This window comes from Acetobacter sp., from assembly GCF_047723915.1.
Taxonomy (GTDB): domain Bacteria; phylum Pseudomonadota; class Alphaproteobacteria; order Acetobacterales; family Acetobacteraceae; genus Acetobacter.
The window spans coordinates 35,840-55,826 of sequence record NZ_JBDOBQ010000004.1; the positions used below are offsets into that span (position 1 = coordinate 35,840).

The following is a 19,987-nucleotide window of genomic DNA, read 5'->3' on the forward strand; positions in this document are numbered from 1 at the left end:
GTATCTTGCCTTGCATCTGTTCAGCGATACGGCGCATCAAGTTCAAGCCTGCGGGCAAGCAAGGCTTCCCACCGGTCTCCGTTCGCCAGAAGCTTTGCCTTGTCGTACATCAGCTCTTCGCGGGTTTCGGTGGCGAATTCGTAGTTCGGGCCTTCGACAATGGCATCGACCGGGCAGGCTTCCTCGCACAGGCCGCAATAGATGCACTTGGTCATGTCGATATCGTAGCGCGTGGTGCGGCGCGATGTGTCATCGCGCGCTTCAGCCTCGATGGTAATGGCCTCCGCCGGGCAGGTTGCCTCGCACAGTTTGCAGGCAATGCAGCGCTCTTCCCCGTTCGGGTAGCGCCGCAGGGCGTGCTCGCCCCGGAACCGGTGCGACAGCGGGCTTTTTTCATACGGATAGTTCAGCGTGACCTTCGGCTTGAACATCGTCCTGAAGGTCGAAGCCATGCCCGCCACCAGTTCCCTGAGCAGGAAGGAGTTGAACGTCTTATTCAGCGCAGTCATCAGTTCACACCCCCGGTATGAGGCAGCAGCCCGGTTGCCATCAGGAATCCTGCCGTTCCGATCATCCACAGCAGCGAGAAAGGCAGAAAAACCTTCCAGCCAAGCCGCATGAGCTGATCGTAGCGGTAACGGGGAAAGGTCGCCCGCACCCAGATAAAGACAAACAGGCAGAAAAGAATTTTAAAAATCAGCCACAACGGACCCGGCACCCAGGTCAGCGGGGCAATGCCCAGCGGGGGCAGCCAGCCACCCAGGAACAGAATGCTGATCATGGACGACATCAGGATCATGTTCGCGTATTCGCCCAGAAAAAACAGACCGAACGCCAGGGACGAATATTCGACAAAAAAGCCCGCCACCAGTTCGCTCTCGCCTTCGGGCAGGTCGAACGGCGCGCGGTTCGTTTCCGCCAGCGCGGAAATGACGAACACGATGAACATCGGGAACATCGGCAGGCAGAACCACACATGGCGCTGCGCCAGAACGATGTCGTTCAGGTTGAGGCTACCGACCGCAAGCAGGACAGAGACAATCACCAGCCCGATGGAAACCTCGTACGACACCATCTGGGCAGCGGCGCGCAGCCCGCCGAGAAAGGCGTATTTGGAGTTCGACGCCCAGCCCGCGATCAGAATGCCGTAAACCCCCAGCGACGAAATCGCCAGCAGATACAGGATACCCACATTGATGTTGGCCACCGCCAGACCGTTGCCGGTTGGAATGACGGCCCACGCCACCATGGCCAGCGAAAAGGTCAGGAACGGAGCGAACAGGAACAGAACCCTGTTGGCGCCGGAAGGAATGACCGTTTCCTTCACGATCATCTTGATGGCGTCGGCAAAGGCCTGAAGCAGGCCGAAAGGCCCGTTCACGTTGGGGCCACGGCGGCGCTGCATGGCGGCCATGACCTTGCGTTCCATCAGGGTCAGGTAAGCAACGCCGATCAGCAGCGGCACCAGCACGGCCAGCGTTTCCAGCACCATCAGGATAAGCTGACCGACAAGCGTATGGTAGAAAAACTGCTCCATGCCCATTACTCCGCCGCCACCGCACCATAGACCGCGGAACATTCCGCCATGGTCTGGCTGGCGCGGCTGATGGCGTTTGTCTGGTAATAATCGCGAATAAGCGGGCGGAACGGGCCGTCCGTAAAGCTACCTGCCTCCGCAATACTGGCAGGAACGGGTGCTGTCCCATGCCCCGCAAGCAACCCTGCAGGAGCTGCCGACAGGCCAAACACGGGATTGACCTCGGCCATGCGCGCGCGCAACTGCTCCAGCGTGTCATATGGCAGGGTATGGCCCACCACTTCTGAAAACGCGCGGATAATCCGCCAGTCTTCCCGGGCCTCGCCGGGGGCGAACACCGCGCGCCAGGCGCGCTGCACGCGTCCTGCGGTATTGACATAAGTGCCCGGCTTTTCCGTATAGGCAGCACCGGGGAGAATGATATCCGCCCGTGCCGCCGCCCGGTCGCCATGGTGACCCTGATAGACCACGAATGTTTCCGCCGGAATGGTGTCCAGGGCAACATCATCCGCGCCCAGAAGCCACAGCACATCCACCCCGCCGCGCAACATGCCGCCAGCGGCACATCCATGCGGCCCCGGCAGAAAGCCAAGATCCAGCGCCCCGACGCGTGACGCCGCCGTATGCAGGATGTTAAAGCCGTTCCAGTCCGCCGCAATCATGCCTGTGGCAGCAGCCAGTTGCCTGCATGCCGCATAAATGGCCGGAGCATCCCGACGGGTCAGGGCTGCATGCCCCAGGATCATCATCGGTTTGCGGGCATTGCGCAGGTGTTCCGCGAACGGATGGGTGCCATCGAGCAGGCTGGCCAGCACGTCCGGCCCGTCGCCCAGCAGATCGACCGTGTAGGTCAGGTCACTGGTGGGCCGCCCGATGACCCCTACGGGAAAACCACCGCGCCCGGCGTCAAGAAACCGCTTGCGGATACGGGCATTGAGCACGGGGGCCTCATGCCGGGGCATGGCGCCAACGATCAGCAGGGCGTCGGCTTCGTCAATGCCAGCCAGATCGCTGTTGAACAGGTAACCCGAACGCGTCGTGGTGTCATACCATGCACCGTCCTGCCTGCAGTCGAGGTTGGAAGAACCCAGCGCCGTCAAAAGATCCTTGAGCGCGCAAAGGCTTTCCGCATCGCTCAGATCTCCGGCAATAGCGCCGATCTTCTCACCCGCCACGCCGTCGAGCCTGCGGGCCAGCGCCACCAGCGCATCTTTCCACGACACGGGCACAAGCTTGCCATGAACCCGCACCCACGGACGGTCGAGACGCCTGCGCTTGAGCCCGTCAACCGAGAAACGCCCTTTGTCAGACAGCCATTCTTCGTTAACCTCGTCATTGACCCGCGGCACGATCCGCATGACCTCGCCACCGCGTGCCTGCACCTGGATATTGGTGCCCAATGCGTCCATGACGTCGATACTGTCTGTTTTCTTGTATTCCCACGACCGCGCCTGAAAAGCCGATGGTTTGGCCGTCAGCGCGCCTACAGGGCAGACATCGATCAGATTGCCCGACAGTTCGGATGTGAGGGCTTTTTCCACATAGGTCGTGATCTCGGCGTTTTCACCCCGCGACACCAGACCCAGTTCAGGTGTGCCCGCCACCTCGGTGCTGAAACGCACACACCGCGTGCACTGGATGCACCGCGTCATGACCGTCTTGACCAGCGGCCCCAGATCCTTGTCCGTAACCGCGCGCTTGTCTTCCTTATACCGAGACAGGCCGGAACCGTAGCCGTAAGCCTGGTCCTGCAAGTCACATTCCCCACCCTGATCGCAGATCGGGCAATCCAGCGGGTGGTTGATAAGCAGGAATTCCATGACCGCCCGGCGGGCACGACGCACCACTTCGGTATCGGTAAAGATTTCCATGCCATCCGCGACAGGAAACCCGCAGGACGCGACAGGCTTTGGCGCCCGGGCAACCTGCACCAGACACATGCGGCAGTTACCCGCCACGGACAGCCGCTCATGGTAGCAGAAACGCGGAATTTCCTTGCCGGCCGCCTCGCATGCCTGAAGCGCGCTGGAACCGGGTGCGACATCGACCGGTGTGCCGTCAACAATTACCCTGACCATTGTCCGTTACTCCGCCGCCACAGGAACAATGCCCGCAGGCACCTGAACCAGCCCCGTGCCACCATGGGCCACCTTGTATTGCTGGATACGCGCCTCGATCTCGGGCCTGAAATGCCGGATCAGCCCCTGAATGGGCCAGGCCGCCGCATCACCTAGCGCGCAGATGGTATGGCCTTCCACCTGCCGGGTAACCTGTTCGAGCAGGTCGATTTCCTCGATCTCGGCCCGGCCTTCCACCATGCGGTCCATCATGCGCATCATCCAGCCCGTACCTTCCCGGCATGGCGTGCACTGGCCGCAGCTTTCATGTTTAAAAAATTTCGAGAACCGGGCGATTGCTTTTACGATATCCGTCGACCTGTCCATGACAATCATGCAGGCCGTGCCCAGGCCCGACCGCTCGGCGCGCAAACTGTCATAATCCATCAGCACGGTTTCGCAGATTTCCTTCGGCAGTAGCGGGACCGAACACCCGCCGGGAATAACCGCAAGCAGGTTGTCCCATCCGCCGCGCACACCGCCGCCGTGCTTTTCGATAATGTCTTTCAGCGGCACGCCCAGTTCTTCCTCGAAAACACAGGGCGTGTTCACGTGGCCTGAAATGGCCATCAGTTTCGTGCCCGCATTGTTGGGCCGCCCCAGACCGGAGAACCAGGCGCCACCACGCCGCAAAATGGTCGATGCTACCGCAATGCTTTCCACATTGTTCACTGTGGTCGGGCACCCGTACAGCCCGACGCCAGCAGGGAAAGGCGGCTTCATTCGCGGCTGGCCTTTCTTGCCCTCCAGGCTTTCAAGCAGTGCCGTTTCCTCGCCACAGATATAGGCACCCGCCCCGCGATGAATACGGAAATCGAAATCCCACCCGCTGCCTGCTGCATTTTTTCCAAGCAGACCCGCTTCGTAAGCTTCATCGATCGCAGCCTGCAAACGCTCTGCCTCGCGACAGAACTCGCCACGGATATAAATGTAGGACGCATGCGCCCCCATGGCGAAAGACGCGATCAGCGCGCTTTCTATCAGCTTGTGCGGTTCGTTGCGCAGCACCTCACGGTCCTTGCAGGTGCCGGGCTCTGATTCATCACCATTGATAACCAGATAATGCGGCCTGCCATCGGACTGTTTTGGCATGAACGACCATTTCAACCCGGTAGGAAAACCCGCCCCACCACGGCCGCGCAGGCCCGACGCCTTCATTTCCGCAACAATGGCATCCCGACCGCGCGCCAGAATGGCAGCGGTATTATCCCAGTCACCACGCCTGCGCGCACCGGCAAGCCGCCAGTCATCCTGACCGTAAAGATTGGTGAAGATCCGGTCCTTGTCTTCGAGCATGTCCCGTCTCTCCTGTTATTTGTCGGCCGCGACCGGCGTTGACAGCAATGTCTTGCGTCCGCCAGCCGGGGCAGACCCGCTCCGGTCCACCACGGGGCCCGGGGTCGGACGCCGCCCGGCCCGAAGTTCGGCTATCAGTTTTTCGGTCTGGGGGCCGTCCATATCTTCGTAGAAATCATCATCAACCTGCAGAATAGGGGCGTTCGAGCACGCCCCCAGACATTCCACTTCCGTCATGGTGAACAGCCCGTCGGCACTTGTCTGGCCGAAATGGCTGATACCCGTCGCCCTCTGGCAGGCCGCCACCACATCATCAGACCCGCGCAGCCAGCAGGGCGTGGTGGTGCAGACCTGCAAATGGTACCGCCCGACAGGCCGCGTATTGTACATGGTGTAAAAAGAGGCAACCTCGTAAACGCGGATCGGCGCCATATCCAGCCGACGGGCAATATCGTCCATGGCGACAATCGGTACCCAGGCGCTGCCTGTCTGTCGCCCAAGCTGCCGCTGGGCAATATAGAGCAGCGGCATGACCGCACTGGCCTTGCGCTCGGCCGGATATTTGCCGATTACAACAGCGATTTCTGCTTCCGATTCCGCGTCGAACACAAAATCTTCAGGCTGTTCGGGTGGGGTCCAGTCAGGGTTCATCGATCTACTTCCCCAAACACAAGATCAAGCGATCCGATAATGGCCACCATGTCCGCCAGCATGCCCCGGCGGGACATTTCATCAATGGCCTGAAGATGTGAAAAGCCCGTGGGCCGGATCTTGCACCGGTAAGGACGGTTGCTGCCATCGGCCACCAGATACACGCCGAATTCGCCTTTCGGGCTTTCCACGGCCGTATAGGTCGCCCCCGGCGGCACATGATACCCTTCACTGAAAAGCTTGAAATGATGGATCAGCGCCTCCATGGACCGTTTCATTTCCGCCCGTGGGGGCGGAGTAAACTTGGGGTCCTGGATCTTGACCGCTCCGGGCCTGATCTGGTTGAGGCACTGGTCGATAATTTTCAGGCTTTCGCGCATTTCAGCCACACGCACCAGATAACGGTCATAACAGTCGCCCTGACGGGTTACCGGCACGTTGAATTCGACCTTGTGGTAATTGTCATAGGGCTGGCTGCGCCGCAGGTCCCACGGCACGCCCGATGCCCGCAGGCACGGCCCGCTGAACCCCCAGGCCAATGCCTGCTCCGCCGTGAAAACACCAATCCCCACGGTGCGCTGTTTCCATATCCGGTTTTCGGTCAGCAGTCCCTCCAGATCATCGATCCAGGTCGGAAACTCCCTTGCCCAGGCACCAATTTTATCTTCAAGCCCGGCCGGCACGTCACGCGCTACACCTCCGGGGCGGAAATAATTGGCATGAAACCGTGCACCCGACGCGGCTTCATAGAATTCGAGCAGTTTTTCCCGCTCTTCATACCCCCACAACGCGGGCGTTACCGCACCGCAATCCAGCCCCATGGAGGTCAGGTTGAGAATATGGTTAAGGATACGGGTAATTTCCGCAAACAGCACACGCAGCCACTTGGCCCGTTCGGGAATGTCTATGCCCAGCAGCTTTTCCGTCGCCAGGGCAAAAGCCTGTTCCTGACACATGGGAGAGACGTAATCGAGCCGGTCGAAATACGGCAGCGCTTTCTGATAGGTTTTGTATTCTATCAGTTTTTCCGTGCCACGATGCAAAAGCCCGATATGCGGCACGGCACGCGCCACAACCTCGCCTTCCATTTCGAGCACCAGACGCAGCACACCATGGGCCGATGGATGCTGGGGGCCGAAATTCAGGGCGTGGGAATCGATTTCAACAACCCTGTTTTCCCTGACCTCTGCCTGGCGTTCAGGCAGCAGGCTTTCGGGAATATCCTCTCGCAGCACGGTCTGCGCGAAAGCGAGGGATGCCTTGTCCTGTGACTCCGTCATCAGTTCGCCCTCTTCATGCCCTGCCGGACTTCATGCGCCTTTTCGTCGCCGGGCAGGGTCAGCATACCCTCCCACGGGGACACAAAGTCGAAGTCGCGGAAATCCTGTGTCAGGGAAACGGGTTCCTTGACCACCTGCTTGCGTTCGATGTCGTAGCGCATCTGTTCGAATCCCGTCAGCGGGAAGTCCTTGCGCAGGGGATGCCCTTCAAACCCGTTATCGGTCAGGATACGGCGCAGATCCGCCTGACCGGAAAACAGGACGCCAAACAGATCGTAGCATTCCCGCTCCCACCATGTAGCGCAGGGCCAGAGTTCATGCACCGAAGGTACGGGAGCCTGCTCGTCTGTTGTAACAATAACGCGAACCCGCCGATTATAAGTGACGGAGAGCAGATTATAGACCACGTCGAAACGTTCAGGCCGTTGCGGGTAATCCACGCCGCATACATCCATCAACTGCTCGAAACGATAGCGCGGATCGTCACGCAGCTGGCTCAGGAAGCTGAACAGATGATCACGCGTAGTGCGAACGACCAGTTCACCTTTTTCAACGGCCGAATACGACACGCATGCGAACGAGGACGAAAAGGCAAAAGCAAGCGCGCAAAGCTGCCCGTCCAGCCGCCCCTGCCGGGGATTGATGGGAAGATCAGCCACGGAGAATGGTCCCTGTCCGACGAATTTTTTTCTGGAGCAGAAGAATGCCGTAAATCAGCGCCTCGGCCGTAGGAGGGCAACCCGGCACATAGACATCCACCGGCACGATCCGGTCACACCCCCGCACCACGGAATAGGAGTAGTGGTAATACCCACCGCCATTGGCGCAGGAGCCCATGGAGATTACCCAGCGGGGTTCGGCCATCTGCTCGTAAAGGCGACGTAGCACGGGCGCCATTTTGTTGGTCAGCGTGCCTGCCACGATCATGACATCGGACTGCCTGGGCGACCCACGGGGGATAATTCCCATACGGTCCAGGTCATAGCGGGGCATGTAGGCGTGGATCATTTCCACCGCGCAACAGGCAAGGCCGAACGACATGGGCCACAGGCTGCCTGTACGCCCCCAGTTCACCAGCTTGTCCAGATTCGCAACCACAAAGCCCTTCTCCGCCAGGGCGCCTGTAACCCCTCTTACAACGGCGTCCTGTTCGGGGCCGGGTGGCAGGGCCTCGCGATTCCACATGATGGCGTTTTCAGTATGCTCTGCGTTCATGGCCGCGCTCCTTCAATCCCAATCCAAAGCGCCTTTGCGCCACTCATACAGGAAGCCGATGCCAAGAACGGCCAGGAAGCCAAGCATGGACAGGAACCCGAACAGCCCGATCCGCCCCAGGCTGATCGCCCACGGGAACAGGAAAGCCACTTCCAGGTCGAAAATGATGAAAAGAATGGCCACGAGATAAAACCGGACATCGAACCGGTGCCGTGCATCGTCAAATGCACCAAACCCGCATTCGTACGCCGTCAGCTTCTCGGGGTAGGGCTTCTGGTGCCCCGACAGCAGCGCCATGCCCAGCATGGCCGCCGCAATCACAACGGAAATGCCGCCAAAAACAAGGACTGGCGCATAATCATTCAAAACAGACTGCATGGAGCTCGATCCTGCATCTATGAAAGCCCTTGAGGCTTTGCCGATGCGCTCACCCTAGACCTGACTGCTCGTTACGGCCATGCACGAACGCGTTGTTCGGCGGCCACTTTCCTGTGAATGACGGAATTGATACAGGAAATGAAAGACTGTCCGCCACGGTGGACAACAACGCACAAACGGACACCGCATGTGATGCGTGTGCCTGTTGGCGTATAAAATTGTTCCTGGAATATGGTGGGCGATGACGGGATCGAACCGCCGACCCTCTCGGTGTAAACGAGACGCTCTACCGCTGAGCTAATCGCCCGGGAGCTTCTGTCCCACAAACAGAAACGGCCGGCAACCCCCTTTTTTAAGGAGATTGGCCGGCCGCTTAAAAAAATGCCAGCTTAGTTGCTGACAGCGTCCTTGAGCGCCTTGCCCGGCTTGAAGCGGACAGACGTGGAAGCCGGAATATCGATTTCTTCACCCGTGCGGGGGTTGCGGCCCTTGGCGGCCTTGCGGGTGGCGGTGACGAACGTACCGAAGCCAACCAGACGCACTTCCTGCTTTTTGGCAAGGGCCTTCTCGATAGCACCGAATACGGCGTCGACCACTTCTCCGGCCTTTGCCTTGGGCAGGTCGACAGCTTCAGCTACGGCTGAAACCAGTTCCTGCTTGTTGAGCGGCTTCTCCATGTTACGCCTTTCTCTTTCTTTTCCGTTTTCGTGAAGTGGTGGGGAAACGGGTTCCCCCACCACAACCTGCTCGCACTATGAAGCCGTTTTTTCCTACGTCAACCAAGCAAGCGTAAACTTTGCAACTTTGCGGCCCAAACCGTGCCGCAAGCAGCATATTCCTTAGTGTGGCAGCACCGGAAGCACCTTGCCCGCGGCTGTACCGGGCACGGCTTCGGGCACTTCCTCCCATTCGATCGGCTGCGGCTGGCGCACCAGAGCACGGGCCAGAACCTCATCCACATGGGAGACAGGCACGATTTCGAGGCTGTTTTTCACAACATCAGGGATTTCCGCGAGATCTTTTTCATTCTCCTTGGGAATAAAAACCGTGCGGATACCCGAACGAAGTGCCGCCAGAAGCTTTTCTTTCAGCCCGCCAATAGCCAGCACACGACCCCGCAGGGTGATTTCACCCGTCATGGCCACATCCCGCCGGACAGGAATGCCAGTCAGCACGCTGACCAGCGATGTCACCATGGCCACACCGGCGGAAGGCCCATCCTTGGGAGTCGCGCCTTCAGGCACATGTACGTGAAAGCTGCGCTTTTCAAACAGGGGCGGCGCAATGCCGAAGCTCGTGGACCGACTCCGCACAAAGGAGAACGCAGCAGAAATGCTCTCCTTCATCACGTCGCCCAGCTTGCCGGTCTCGGCAATACCGCCCTTGCCCGGAACCATGACGCTTTCAATGGTCAGGATTTCGCCCCCCACCTCGGTCCAGGCCAGGCCGGTTACAACACCAACCATATCCTCGGCCTCGGTTTCGCCGTAGCGGAAGCGTGGCACGCCAGCGTATTTCTCAAGGTTATCGGCCGTCACGCTGACAGACTCCGCCTTGCCGGTCACGATCTCCTTTACGGCCTTGCGGGCAAGCCCCGCCAGCTCACGTTCGAGACTGCGCACGCCCGCTTCGCGCGTGTAATAACGGATCAGATCGCGCAGGCCTTCGTCGCTGATGGTCCATTCACCGGGCTTGAGGTTATGGGCCTCGATCTGCTTGGAAATCAGATGCCCGCGCGCGATCTGGACCTTTTCATCTTCCGTGTAGCCGGACAGCCGAATGATCTCCATGCGATCCAGCAGGGGCTGGGGCATGTTCAGGCTGTTGGCCGTTGTCACGAACATGACATCGGACAGGTCATAATCCACTTCCAGATAATGATCCGCGAATGTCCCGTTCTGCTCGGGGTCCAGCACCTCCAGCAGCGCGGATGACGGGTCACCGCGCCAGTCGGCACCCAGCTTGTCGATCTCATCGAGCAGGAAGAGCGGGTTGGAAACCTTAGCCTTCTTCATGCCCTGAATGATCTTGCCCGGCATGGAGCCGATATAGGTACGCCTGTGGCCGCGAATTTCAGCTTCGTCCCGCACGCCGCCCAGGGACATCCGCACATAATGCCGCCCCGTGGCCTTGGCGATCGAGCGCGCAAGAGAGGTCTTCCCCACCCCCGGCGGGCCGACAAGGCAGAGGATAGGCCCTTTCAGCTTCTGGGAACGGCTCTGCACGGCCAGATATTCAAGAATACGCTCCTTGACCTTATCCAGCCCGTAATGGTCGGCATCCAGAATCTTTTCGGCTTCGGGCAGGTCGTGGCGGACCTTGCTGCGCTTCTTCCACGGGATGCTCAGGATCCAGTCGAGATAATTGCGCACCACAGTGGATTCTGCGGACATCATGCTCATGCCGCGCAGCTTCTTGAGCTCACCCAGCGCTTTTTCCCGCGCTTCCTTGGAAAGCTTGGTCTTGGCGATGCGCTCCTCGATCTCGGAGGTTTCGTCCTTGCCGTCCTCGCCTTCGCCCAGCTCCTTCTGAATAGCCTTGAGCTGCTCATTCAGATAGTACTCGCGCTGGGTCCGTTCCATCTGGCGTTTGACGCGGTTGCGGATTTTCTTTTCGACCTGCAGAACATCGATCTCGGCTTCGATATGACCGAAAACCTTCTCAAGCTGCGCCTGCACGCTTGGCGCTTCCAGAATATCCTGCTTTTCCGCAATCTTGAGATTAAGGTGGCTGGTTACGGTATCGGCCAGCTTAGACAGGTCGCTGATCTGGTTCAGTGACACCAGCACTTCAGACGCAATTTTCTTGTTGAGCTTCATGTACTGCTCGAACTGCGTCACAATGGACCGGCCCAGCGCCTCGGCCTCCGGCCCGTGGGCCGGAACATCGGCAATCGGCTCGACCTCGGCCTCAAAATGGCCGTTGACATCAAGCAGTGCCTTGACGCGCACGCGCTTCACGCCCTCGACCAGCACCTTCACGGTGCCGTCGGGCAGCTTGAGAAGCTGCAGAATGGTGGACAGCGTTCCCACGCGATAGATATCGTCAGCGGTGGGGTCATCCTGCGCGGCATCTTTCTGCGCCACGAGCAGGATATGCCGGTCGTCACGCGTAACGGATTCCAGCGCACGAACGGATTTTTCCCGCCCGACAAACAGCGGCACGATCATGTGCGGGAATACGACAATGTCCCGCAGCGGCAGAACCGCTACCCGCCCTGATCCCTGTTTTTCCGTAACTGCGACCTGGGCCGCATCAACGACCGGGGACTCTGCCGTGTCTGTCTTGCGCCTGCGCCGTGTCGTGGCAGGTTTTTCGTTTTCAGCCATGATGATTATTGACCTCCCGATAAGGACGATCCAGGCAACGCACCCGTCAGGCGGCATACTGTTGCGCTGTTCGGCTTTTCCGCCTGGCAAAAAAGCCCGTCTTTGATTTTATGTTGGAATGCAAAGCGCGCCACGCAATAGCGTGGGCGTGAAAACAGTACCGGCGGCATATCCGCCGGTACTGCCTGTGCGTTGCCCTGGTTCAGGCGGATTGCTCCGTGGGCAACTCTTTTTTCTGGCCATAGACATAAACCGGCGTGGTTTTGCCATCCGCAACCTCGCGGTTAACCACCACCTCTTCCACATTGTCCAGACCGGGCAGGTCGAACATCGTGGACATGAGGATACTCTCCATGATCGACCGCAGGCCGCGCGCACCGGTTTTTCTCACGATGGCGCGATCCGAGATGGCCTTGAGCGCATCATCGGTAAATGTAAGCTGCACGTCTTCCATCTGGAACAGGCGTTGATACTGCTTGACCAGAGCATTCTTGGGCTCGGTCAGGATCTTGATCAGCGCTGCTTCGTCCAGATCACCCAAGGTCGCAAGCACCGGCAGACGACCGATAAACTCGGGGATAAGCCCGAACTTCATCAGATCCTCAGGCTCGACGTCATGCAGGATCGCACCCGTACGGCGCTCGTCAGGGGAACGGACATCCGCCCCGAAACCGATGCTGGTACCCTTGCCGCGCGCGGAAATGATCTTGTCCAGCCCCGCGAACGCACCACCGCAGATAAAGAGCATGTTGGTGGTGTCGACCTGAAGGAATTCCTGCTGCGGATGCTTGCGCCCACCCTGCGGCGGCACGGAGGCAACCGTGCCTTCCATCAGCTTGAGCAGCGCCTGCTGCACGCCTTCACCGCTGACATCACGGGTGATGGACGGATTGTCGGATTTCTTGGAAATCTTGTCGATCTCGTCGATATAGACAATCCCGCGCTGGGCGCGTTCGACATTATAGTCAGACGCCTGCAGCAGCTTGAGGATGATGTTCTCGACATCCTCACCCACGTAACCGGCTTCGGTCAGCGTGGTGGCATCCGCCATGGTGAACGGCACATCCAGAATGCGCGCAAGTGTCTGGGCCAGCAGGGTCTTGCCCGAGCCTGTCGGTCCGATCAGCAGGATGTTGGACTTGGCAATTTCAATATCACCCGTCTTGGCAACCTGCGTCAGCCGCTTGTAGTGATTATGCACCGCCACGGACAGGACCTTCTTGGCCTGCACCTGACCGATGACATAATCGTCCAGAACCTTGCAGATTTCCTTGGGGGTTGGCACCCCTTCGCGCGACTTGACCAGCGTGGTCTTGTTCTCTTCACGGATGATATCCATGCAGAGTTCGACACATTCATCGCAGATGAACACCGTAGGGCCGGCGATAAGCTTGCGTACCTCATGCTGCGATTTACCGCAGAACGAGCAATACAGCGTGTTTTTGGAATCACCGGACTTTGTATTCATCGCCCCCTCCCTCGATCATCCCTGGCCCCACGGCATCGAGAGCCTGGCTCCAGACTTCTCCCGCCTGCGGGCAAGCCGGGAGCTTCCTTATTGTAACAGGAAGTTCATAGTATACCAGCTTAAGGATGGTCTTTATCCTTCTTACCCGTTTCCACCGCCTTGTGGTGGCTGATGACTTCGTCAACGATACCGAAAGACTGGGCCTCGCCGGCGGACATGTAGGTGTCACGCTCCAGCTTCTGCTCGATTTCCTCGAGCGTGCGGCCCGTATGCTCGCGGTAGATCTCGTTCAGGCGCTGACGGATGATCAGGATCTCACGAGCCTGGATCTCGATATCACTCGCCTGCCCCTGCGCCCCGCCTGACGGCTGATGCACCATGACACGCGCGTTCGGCAGAGCGAAACGACGCCCCTTTTCCCCACCGGCCAGCAACAGCGACCCCATGGATGCCGCCTGGCCGATGCACACCGTGCTGACGGGGCTGCGGATATACTGCATGGTGTCGTAAATCGCGAGCCCGGCGGAGACAACGCCCCCGGGGCTGTTGATATAGAACGAGATTTCCTTGTTCGGGTTCACGCTTTCCAGATACAGAAGCTGCGCGGAAATCAGCGAAGCCACCTGATCGTAGACCGGGCCGGTCAGAAAAATGATCCGCTCCTGCAGCAGGCGGGAATAGATGTCGAAAGCCCGCTCCCCGCGTGAGGTCTGTTCGACCACCATGGGCACCAGGGCGTTGCTGAAAACCTCAACGGGATCACGATCCCTCATACCACTCATTCCCGTACAAAACTGTCTCTTCCCTGCCCTCTTTTCCGCGCGACGCGAAAAACAGGTTCGGGCTCCAAGCTTCAAGATAGAGATAAAGTGGCAAGATGCCACCCCCGCGAAAGAAAAACATGCCCCAAAAAGAATGTCCCGCCAGTTCACACTGGCGGGACAGAGCCGTTTTTCTCAGATATCCGCGGGTGGAATATCTGAAAGCTCTTCGGGGGTCACTTCCTTGTCGGTGACCTTGGCCAACTCGATCAGGTAATCCACGACCTTGTTTTCAAAGATCGGTCCCCGCAGGGTTTCCGCAGCCTGCGGATTCTTCTGGAAGAATTCGAAAACCTGCTGCTCCTGCCCCTGGTAGCGCATGGCTTCTGCACGCACAGCGCGTGCCAGCTCCTCGGAACTGACGGCAATACCGTTCTTTGTGCCGATTTCAGCCAGCAGAAGGCCAAGTTTCACACGGCGTTCGGCAATCTTGCGATAGTCCGCGCGCAGGGTGGCTTCGTCCTTGTCCTTGTCCTCGTCATCGATCTGGCCATCCTTGCGGTCGGCTTCGACACGGGTCCAGATCTGCTGGAATTCGGCTTCCACCATGTTGGCGGGTGCTTCGAAATCCGTCTTGGTGGCCAGTTCGTCCAGCAGTTCACGCTTGATACGCAGGCGTGAAAGCTGGTCGTATTCACCTTCGATCTGCTTGCGGATCAGGTCCTTGAGCTGATCGAGGCTTTCAAAGCCGATCTGCTTGGCCAGATCGTCGTTGATCGCGGCATCCACCGGCTTCTTGATCTGACGGGCCTTGATGTCGAACGTCGCTTCCTTGCCGGCAAGCTCCGCTGCGCCGTAATCTTCGGGGAAAGTCACGGTAATGACTTTTTCCTCACCCGGAGACATGCCTTCGATCTGTTCGGCAAACCCGGGAATGAAGCCTTCGCCGCCGATTTCGATGTTCACGTCTTCAGCCGTGCCGCCGTCGAACGCCACGCCATCGCGCTTGCCAACGAAGTCGACCGCGATCACGTCACCCTTGGCGACGGGGCGCACTTCCTCGACCACTTCGAAGGTGCGACCACGCTTGGCAATATCTTCGATCGCCTTGTCGATGGCGTCTTCCGCGACGGGGGCCTTCAGGCGCGTCAGGGTCAGACCGGACAGGTCAGGCACCGTGATTTCGGGCAGGATTTCGCTTTCGACCTTGAATTCAAGGTCCTTGCCATCATCGTCCTGACCGGACACCAGATCGACCTGCGGCTGCCCGGCCGGGCGGAGACCACGTTCATCGAAAACAGCGCGGATCGCGTCGGACACCGCCTGTTCCAGAACCTCACCCCACACCGCGGCACCGTAGCGCTGGCGGGCCAGGGACACCGGCACCTTGCCCGGACGGAAGCCCGGCAGGTTCAGGTTGGCGGCAACGTCCTTGAGGCGCGCATCGCGCTTGCCTTCAAGCTCCGTGGCCGGAACTGTAACGGTGAAACCACGCTTCAGCCCTTCAGAAAGGGTCTCGGTTACCTGCATCGGCCAGGCCTTCCTCTCGGTACAAAACTTCAGACAGCCCGCTACGTCATGCCGAAAGGCCGTCGCGGAACAGGACGGGAGAATGAACCTGGATGGTACGGGCGGAGGGACTTGAACCCCCACGACTTGCGTCACCAGAACCTAAATCTGGCGTGTCTGCCAATTCCACCACGCCCGCGCGCATTGCTCGCCGTCGCAAGAAGCGTGGACTTAGCTCAAAGCGTGCCTCACGGCAAGAGACCCTGCCTTATTCCCGTGGCGACTGCGTTAAAAGTCGCGCGCAAAAGTGTATCGCCCGGTTTTTAGGCCGCAAACAGGCAGCCAGACGCGCCCATGCCGCAAACCCTCAAGAAGCAGAGACGATCTGGCGTGCAAAAGGCGAAAAAACCCGCACGTCCGGTTTTTACCCCTCCCCCAATGATATGCCCCGCATCAGGGGCCGCCTGGACCGCCGCATACTCCACATTAGCCTCTGCTGCCGGCGGCGTCGTGGCGCGCGGGGCCAAGATAGCGGTCAAGATCCTCGACCAGCGGCCAGCCACCAGTCTGGGCCGCGGCTTTTATCCCGGCCTCCCCATGCAGCCACACCCCCGCACATGCGGCATCCCATATGGGCATACCCGCTGCCAGAAGGGCCGCGATCACGCCCGAGAGCGTATCCCCCGACCCGGCAGTGCCCAGCGCCGGGGTCGCATGCGTGTTGATGGCCAGCCTGCCATCCGGCGCGGCGATCAGGGTTGTGGCCCCTTTCAGAACCACAACCGCGTCAATCAGCCTTGCCGCCTCGCGCACCCGCTCCGGCGGGTTGGCGCCGACCGGCCCGAAAACACGCGTAAATTCACCTACATGCGGCGTAACGACCGCAACACCCCTCAGTTGTTCCGGCCGGTCAGTCGCCGCACTCAGCGCGCCGGCATCGGCCAGCACACAGCGCCCCGCCGCCAGCAAGACCGGCAGGGTTTGCGCGACCTCATCGGGTGCAAGACCCGGCCCGCATACCCAGACATGCCGCCGCGCATCCTCCAGCAAGGTGGCAAGCGGCGCGTCGTCCACGATCACACCTGCGGGCCCGAGCCTGTAATCCCGGGCTGCCCCTCCGGCTGCCACCCGCACCAACCCCGCACCGGCAGCCCGCGCGCCCGACGCACACAACCGCGCCGCGCCCGGCATACTGCCCCCCGCACAGATACTGACGACACCACGAGAATATTTATGGCTTTCCGCGCCTGGAACGGGCAGGCGCCACAAGCCGGGCTCGTTCCGCCATGCTGTAAAAGGCACCTGCTCCACCAGTCGGTCGGGAATACCGATATCGGCCAGAATCAGGCGCCCCATCAGCCCACGGGCGGGATAGAGCAGATGCCCCGGCTTGAACCGGTGGAACGTCACTGTCAGTTCAGCCTGGGGAGCATAGCCCCGCACCTGCCCGGTCGCGCCATCCACGCCGGAAGGGATATCCACCGCAACCAGTCGCGCGGCTGCCCGCAGCATATCGGCGGCGGCCCCCTCCACATCCCGGCTCAGCCCGGCACCAAACAGGGCGTCCACCACAAGCTCAGCCCGCGCGACTTCGGCCACGGCAAATGGCACGCGGGGCCCCGTATACAGGCAGGCCGGGGCGCTGGACGCGGTGTTCAGCGCCGGAGGAGCCATCTCCGCCACCGCGACTGGCCACCCGGCATCAGACAAAAGACGGGCGGCCACATAGCCATCTCCACCATTATTGCCCGGCCCGCACAGGACAAGCGTGCGCAGCGGCCTGACATGCCGCCTGATCGCGCGGGCAACGGCACGCCCCGCATTCTCCATCAGCACCGATACCGGGATCGTGGCCGCACTCAGCGTATCCACCCGCGCCATGTCAGCGGGCGTGTAAACACCAAGAACGGAGGGGCGGACAGGCTCCACAGGACATCTCCATGACAGGGGAATATGAGCGGTGCGCGGAACATACCCCTTGCACCCGCACCGCCACATTGGCAATCAGACAGCAAGAACAGCCGGGCGCCCCGCTACCGCCCCCGGCCCCTGTCCTGTCGCCGGCGCTGTGACCGACCGGCAAGCCTAGCGGAGTCTGCATGCCTCATTCCATTCTCTGGAGCCTTGTTCTCGCACTCCATCTCATCAGCATCATTTACTGGGTGGGTGGGGGCATCTATGCGGTTGTCGTGCTGCGGCCCAGCCTTGGCCTGCTGGATGCAACCCAGCGCAATTCGGTCCATCTCCAGACCATGGCGCGCTTTTTCAAGGGGCTGACGCACGCCATTCCCACCACACTGGTGACCGGCTGGCTGCTGATCGTCCATGAGGGCGGGTTTGCAAACGTGCCATGGACCACGAACCTGATGCAGCTTGCCGGAATCCTGATGGCGGCACTGTTCGCACGGCTCTATTTTGGCGCCTACCAGAAAGCCCGCAGAGCGATCAGGCCGCAGGCTTCCGTGTTCGACTCGATCCGCACCCAGATCCTGGCGATTGTCGCCCTGGGAATGCTGGCCGTGCTGTCTGCGTGCCTCGGCCATCCGTTTGCATGAAAATTCAAGGGCAACTGCCCCAAAAACTTGCTTTTACGCACAAAGACCTTTATCCGGGCTAGCGCCTGATCGCGCGCTGGAGACGTTGCCGCCTGACGGCTTTTGTCTCGGTCGGAGCACAGATGCCGGCCAGCCCGTCCGATAATGACTGTTTTAGTTCCGAGAGCATATTGACCGCAAAAGCACCCGCCCGCACCCGCAAGACGACAGCCCGCAGCCCCAAAAAAGCCGCGGCACCCGACACATCTGCGATCGTGGAAGCGGGCAGCACGGAAAACGAGCCCGTGCCCCCTGCAGCCGCCGCCCCAGCGGCGAAAGCCCCCAAGCCTGCTGCCAAAAGCCGGGCGAAGTCGGTCAAAAGCGCTGAACCCGCGCCGAAAAAAGCTCCCGCCAAGCCAAAAGCCACCCGCACAGCCCGGGCAGCCAAACCCGAATCGGTGGAAGCGGTCGAACCCGCACCTAAGAAAAAAGCCGCGCCGCGTCGTAAAAAGGTGGTCGAGACTGCGCCCGAAAGCACCGTTGACGCGGCAGCCGCTCCGGAAGAAAATCAGGACAATGAACAGGCGGCTGTGCCCGCACCCGTTGAGACACCAGCCCCTGCCACGCTGGAAAAGGCGGAAGCGACAGAGGCCATGGCCGCTGTTCAGCCCGAGTCGATAACGTTTGCGGACCTCGAACTGTCCGAACCCATCATGCACGCCATTACCGACATGGGGTACACGACACCGACCCCCATTCAGGCACAGGCCATTCCCGCTGTGCTGATGGCGCGCGACGTGCTTGGCGTTGCCCAGACCGGTACCGGCAAGACAGCTTCCTTCACGCTGCCCATGCTCGAAATTCTGAGCGGCTCGCGTGCCAGGGCGCGCATGCCACGTTCCCTGATTCTGGAACCAACGCGTGAACTGGCGCTGCAGGTTGCGGAAAATTTTGTCAATTACGGCAAGTATCTCAAGCTCAACCATGCGCTGCTGATCGGTGGCGAAAGCATGGCCGAGCAGAAAGAAGTTCTCAATCGCGGCGTGGACGTTCTGATCGCCACCCCTGGCCGCCTGCTCGACCTGTTCGGGCGCGGCGGTCTGCTGCTCAGCCACACCAAAATTCTGGTGATCGACGAAGCAGACAGAATGCTCGATATGGGCTTTATTCCCGATATCGAAAAAATTGTCGGTCTGCTGCCGCCCACACGCCAGACCCTGTTCTTTTCCGCCACCATGGCGCCGACCATCCGCAAGCTTGCGGATGCGTTCCTGCATAACCCCAAGGAAATTACGGTGGCGCGCCAGTCCTCGGTCGCGACTACCATAACCACCGGCCTGCTGATCGTGGACGAGCACGACAAGCGCAAGACACTGCGCCTGCTCCTGCGCGACCCCAGCCTGCAGAACGCCATTGTGTTCTGCAACCGCAAGCGCGATGTGGATGTGCTGACCAAATCGCTGATCAAGCACGGTTTTTCGGCCGGAGCGCTACACGGCGACCTGCCGCAATCCGTCCGTTTCGCGACGCTGGAAAAATTCAAGAACGGTGAACTGAAGGTTCTGGTCTGCTCGGATGTGGCGGCACGCGGCATCGATATCGGCGGCCTGTCGCATGTCTTCAATTTCGACCTGCCATTCCACCCCGAAGACTACGTACACCGCATCGGCCGTACCGGTCGCGCCGGGCGCGAGGGCCATGCCTATTCGCTGGCCAGCCCATACGACAAGGCGCTGGCGGAAGCCATTGAGCAACTGACCGGCAAGGAATTCCCCCGCCTGACGCAGGACGGGGTGGAACAGCTTGACTGGGCCGAGGGCAAACGCCCGGCAAACCCGGCAGCACGCGGCAAAGATCGGGATCGGGATCGGGATCGGGATCGGGATCGGGATCGGGATCGGGATCGGGATCG

The 19,987-nt window shown here is 60.2% G+C and carries 17 protein-coding genes and 2 tRNA genes; 2 read left to right on the forward strand and 17 right to left on the reverse strand.

From position 1 onward, the window contains the following. Window positions 1-20: 20 nt before the first annotated feature. The 17 genes from nuoI to ABF990_RS04060 form a co-directional block, all read right to left on the reverse strand. Window positions 21-509, reverse strand: a complete 489-nt coding sequence (gene nuoI, locus ABF990_RS03980) for an NADH-quinone oxidoreductase subunit NuoI (RefSeq protein WP_415499969.1) — start codon at window positions 507-509, stop codon at window positions 21-23. Further along, on the reverse strand, window positions 509-1,537 hold the full coding sequence (gene nuoH / locus ABF990_RS03985) for an NADH-quinone oxidoreductase subunit NuoH (protein WP_415490304.1): 1,029 nt from the start codon (window positions 1,535-1,537) through the stop codon (window positions 509-511). Before nuoH ends, nuoI begins: the two co-directional genes overlap by 1 nt. A gap of 5 nt (window positions 1,538-1,542) precedes the next feature. After that, complete coding sequence (nuoG, locus tag ABF990_RS03990; RefSeq protein ID WP_415490303.1) at window positions 1,543-3,615, reverse strand: NADH-quinone oxidoreductase subunit NuoG; 2,073 nt, start codon at window positions 3,613-3,615, stop codon at window positions 1,543-1,545. A gap of 6 nt (window positions 3,616-3,621) precedes the next feature. After that, entirely contained in the window at window positions 3,622-4,950 is a 1,329-nt protein-coding gene (gene nuoF / locus ABF990_RS03995; RefSeq protein WP_415499970.1) for an NADH-quinone oxidoreductase subunit NuoF, read from the reverse strand. A 15-nt stretch (window positions 4,951-4,965) separates the two neighbouring features. Beyond that, on the reverse strand, window positions 4,966-5,601 hold the full coding sequence (locus ABF990_RS04000; protein WP_415499971.1) for a complex I 24 kDa subunit family protein: 636 nt from the start codon (window positions 5,599-5,601) through the stop codon (window positions 4,966-4,968). After that, window positions 5,598-6,881 (reverse strand): NADH-quinone oxidoreductase subunit D, encoded by a 1,284-nt coding sequence (locus ABF990_RS04005; protein WP_415490300.1) that lies wholly within the window; start codon window positions 6,879-6,881, stop codon window positions 5,598-5,600. Before ABF990_RS04005 ends, ABF990_RS04000 begins: the two co-directional genes overlap by 4 nt. Then, window positions 6,881-7,540: an NADH-quinone oxidoreductase subunit C gene (locus ABF990_RS04010; RefSeq protein ID WP_415499973.1), complete on the reverse strand. Its 660-nt coding sequence runs from the start codon at window positions 7,538-7,540 to the stop codon at window positions 6,881-6,883. Before ABF990_RS04010 ends, ABF990_RS04005 begins: the two co-directional genes overlap by 1 nt. Then, complete coding sequence (locus ABF990_RS04015) at window positions 7,533-8,096, reverse strand: NuoB/complex I 20 kDa subunit family protein (RefSeq protein ID WP_415490298.1); 564 nt, start codon at window positions 8,094-8,096, stop codon at window positions 7,533-7,535. Before ABF990_RS04015 ends, ABF990_RS04010 begins: the two co-directional genes overlap by 8 nt. Before the next feature lie 12 nt (window positions 8,097-8,108). Beyond that, a complete protein-coding gene (locus tag ABF990_RS04020; protein WP_415490297.1) occupies window positions 8,109-8,474 on the reverse strand; it encodes an NADH-quinone oxidoreductase subunit A in 366 nt (121 codons plus the stop codon). A gap of 232 nt (window positions 8,475-8,706) precedes the next feature. Continuing rightward, window positions 8,707-8,781 (reverse strand) — tRNA-Val (locus ABF990_RS04025). A gap of 82 nt (window positions 8,782-8,863) precedes the next feature. Continuing rightward, the gene (locus ABF990_RS04030; RefSeq protein WP_025860057.1) at window positions 8,864-9,151 is read right to left on the reverse strand and encodes an HU family DNA-binding protein; all 288 of its coding nucleotides are present in this window, start codon (window positions 9,149-9,151) and stop codon (window positions 8,864-8,866) included. 162 nt (window positions 9,152-9,313) lie between these two features. After that, complete coding sequence (lon, locus tag ABF990_RS04035) at window positions 9,314-11,803, reverse strand: endopeptidase La (protein WP_415490295.1); 2,490 nt, start codon at window positions 11,801-11,803, stop codon at window positions 9,314-9,316. 202 nt (window positions 11,804-12,005) lie between these two features. Further along, window positions 12,006-13,271 (reverse strand): ATP-dependent Clp protease ATP-binding subunit ClpX, encoded by a 1,266-nt coding sequence (clpX, locus tag ABF990_RS04040; protein ID WP_415490294.1) that lies wholly within the window; start codon window positions 13,269-13,271, stop codon window positions 12,006-12,008. 119 nt (window positions 13,272-13,390) lie between these two features. Continuing rightward, window positions 13,391-14,053, reverse strand: a complete 663-nt coding sequence (locus ABF990_RS04045) for an ATP-dependent Clp protease proteolytic subunit (RefSeq protein WP_415490293.1) — start codon at window positions 14,051-14,053, stop codon at window positions 13,391-13,393. Between the two features lie 174 nt (window positions 14,054-14,227). Next, the gene (gene tig, locus ABF990_RS04050) at window positions 14,228-15,562 is read right to left on the reverse strand and encodes a trigger factor (RefSeq protein WP_415490292.1); all 1,335 of its coding nucleotides are present in this window, start codon (window positions 15,560-15,562) and stop codon (window positions 14,228-14,230) included. A 93-nt stretch (window positions 15,563-15,655) separates the two neighbouring features. Continuing rightward, window positions 15,656-15,740, reverse strand: a tRNA-Leu gene (locus ABF990_RS04055). Between the two features lie 287 nt (window positions 15,741-16,027). Beyond that, the gene (locus tag ABF990_RS04060) at window positions 16,028-17,470 is read right to left on the reverse strand and encodes an NAD(P)H-hydrate dehydratase (RefSeq protein ID WP_415499974.1); all 1,443 of its coding nucleotides are present in this window, start codon (window positions 17,468-17,470) and stop codon (window positions 16,028-16,030) included. Between the two features lie 170 nt (window positions 17,471-17,640). Here ABF990_RS04060 and ABF990_RS04065 point away from each other — a divergent pair, with 170 nt between their 5' ends. Together ABF990_RS04065 and ABF990_RS04070 are read left to right on the forward strand one after the other, a co-directional pair. Next, window positions 17,641-18,096 carry a hypothetical protein gene (locus tag ABF990_RS04065; protein WP_415499975.1) on the forward strand — a complete coding sequence of 152 codons (456 nt, stop codon included), beginning with the start codon at window positions 17,641-17,643 and terminating at the stop codon, window positions 18,094-18,096. A gap of 170 nt (window positions 18,097-18,266) precedes the next feature. Continuing rightward, window positions 18,267-19,987, forward strand: a 1,721-nt coding sequence (locus ABF990_RS04070) for a DEAD/DEAH box helicase (RefSeq protein WP_415506480.1), incomplete at its 3' end; no start/stop codon positions are given.

Bases quoted from the DNA above. Each gene is read 5' to 3' on its own strand.
- ABF990_RS04065 (WP_415499975.1), top strand. From the start codon at position 17,641: ATGCCTCATTCCATTCTCTGGAGCCTTGTTCTCGCACTCCATCTCATC.
- ABF990_RS04000 (WP_415499971.1), bottom strand. From the start codon at position 5,601: ATGAACCCTGACTGGACCCCACCCGAACAGCCTGAAGATTTTGTGTTC.
- nuoG (WP_415490303.1), bottom strand. From the start codon at position 3,615: ATGGTCAGGGTAATTGTTGACGGCACACCGGTCGATGTCGCACCCGGT.
- ABF990_RS04015 (WP_415490298.1), bottom strand. From the start codon at position 8,096: ATGAACGCAGAGCATACTGAAAACGCCATCATGTGGAATCGCGAGGCC.
- ABF990_RS04005 (WP_415490300.1), bottom strand. From the start codon at position 6,881: ATGACGGAGTCACAGGACAAGGCATCCCTCGCTTTCGCGCAGACCGTG.
- ABF990_RS04030 (WP_025860057.1), bottom strand. From the start codon at position 9,151: ATGGAGAAGCCGCTCAACAAGCAGGAACTGGTTTCAGCCGTAGCTGAA.
- ABF990_RS04020 (WP_415490297.1), bottom strand. From the start codon at position 8,474: ATGCAGTCTGTTTTGAATGATTATGCGCCAGTCCTTGTTTTTGGCGGC.
- nuoH (WP_415490304.1), bottom strand. From the start codon at position 1,537: ATGGAGCAGTTTTTCTACCATACGCTTGTCGGTCAGCTTATCCTGATG.
- nuoF (WP_415499970.1), bottom strand. From the start codon at position 4,950: ATGCTCGAAGACAAGGACCGGATCTTCACCAATCTTTACGGTCAGGAT.
- nuoI (WP_415499969.1), bottom strand. From the start codon at position 509: ATGACTGCGCTGAATAAGACGTTCAACTCCTTCCTGCTCAGGGAACTG.
- clpX (WP_415490294.1), bottom strand. From the start codon at position 13,271: ATGAATACAAAGTCCGGTGATTCCAAAAACACGCTGTATTGCTCGTTC.
- ABF990_RS04045 (WP_415490293.1), bottom strand. From the start codon at position 14,053: ATGAGTGGTATGAGGGATCGTGATCCCGTTGAGGTTTTCAGCAACGCC.
- lon (WP_415490295.1), bottom strand. From the start codon at position 11,803: ATGGCTGAAAACGAAAAACCTGCCACGACACGGCGCAGGCGCAAGACA.
- tig (WP_415490292.1), bottom strand. From the start codon at position 15,562: ATGCAGGTAACCGAGACCCTTTCTGAAGGGCTGAAGCGTGGTTTCACC.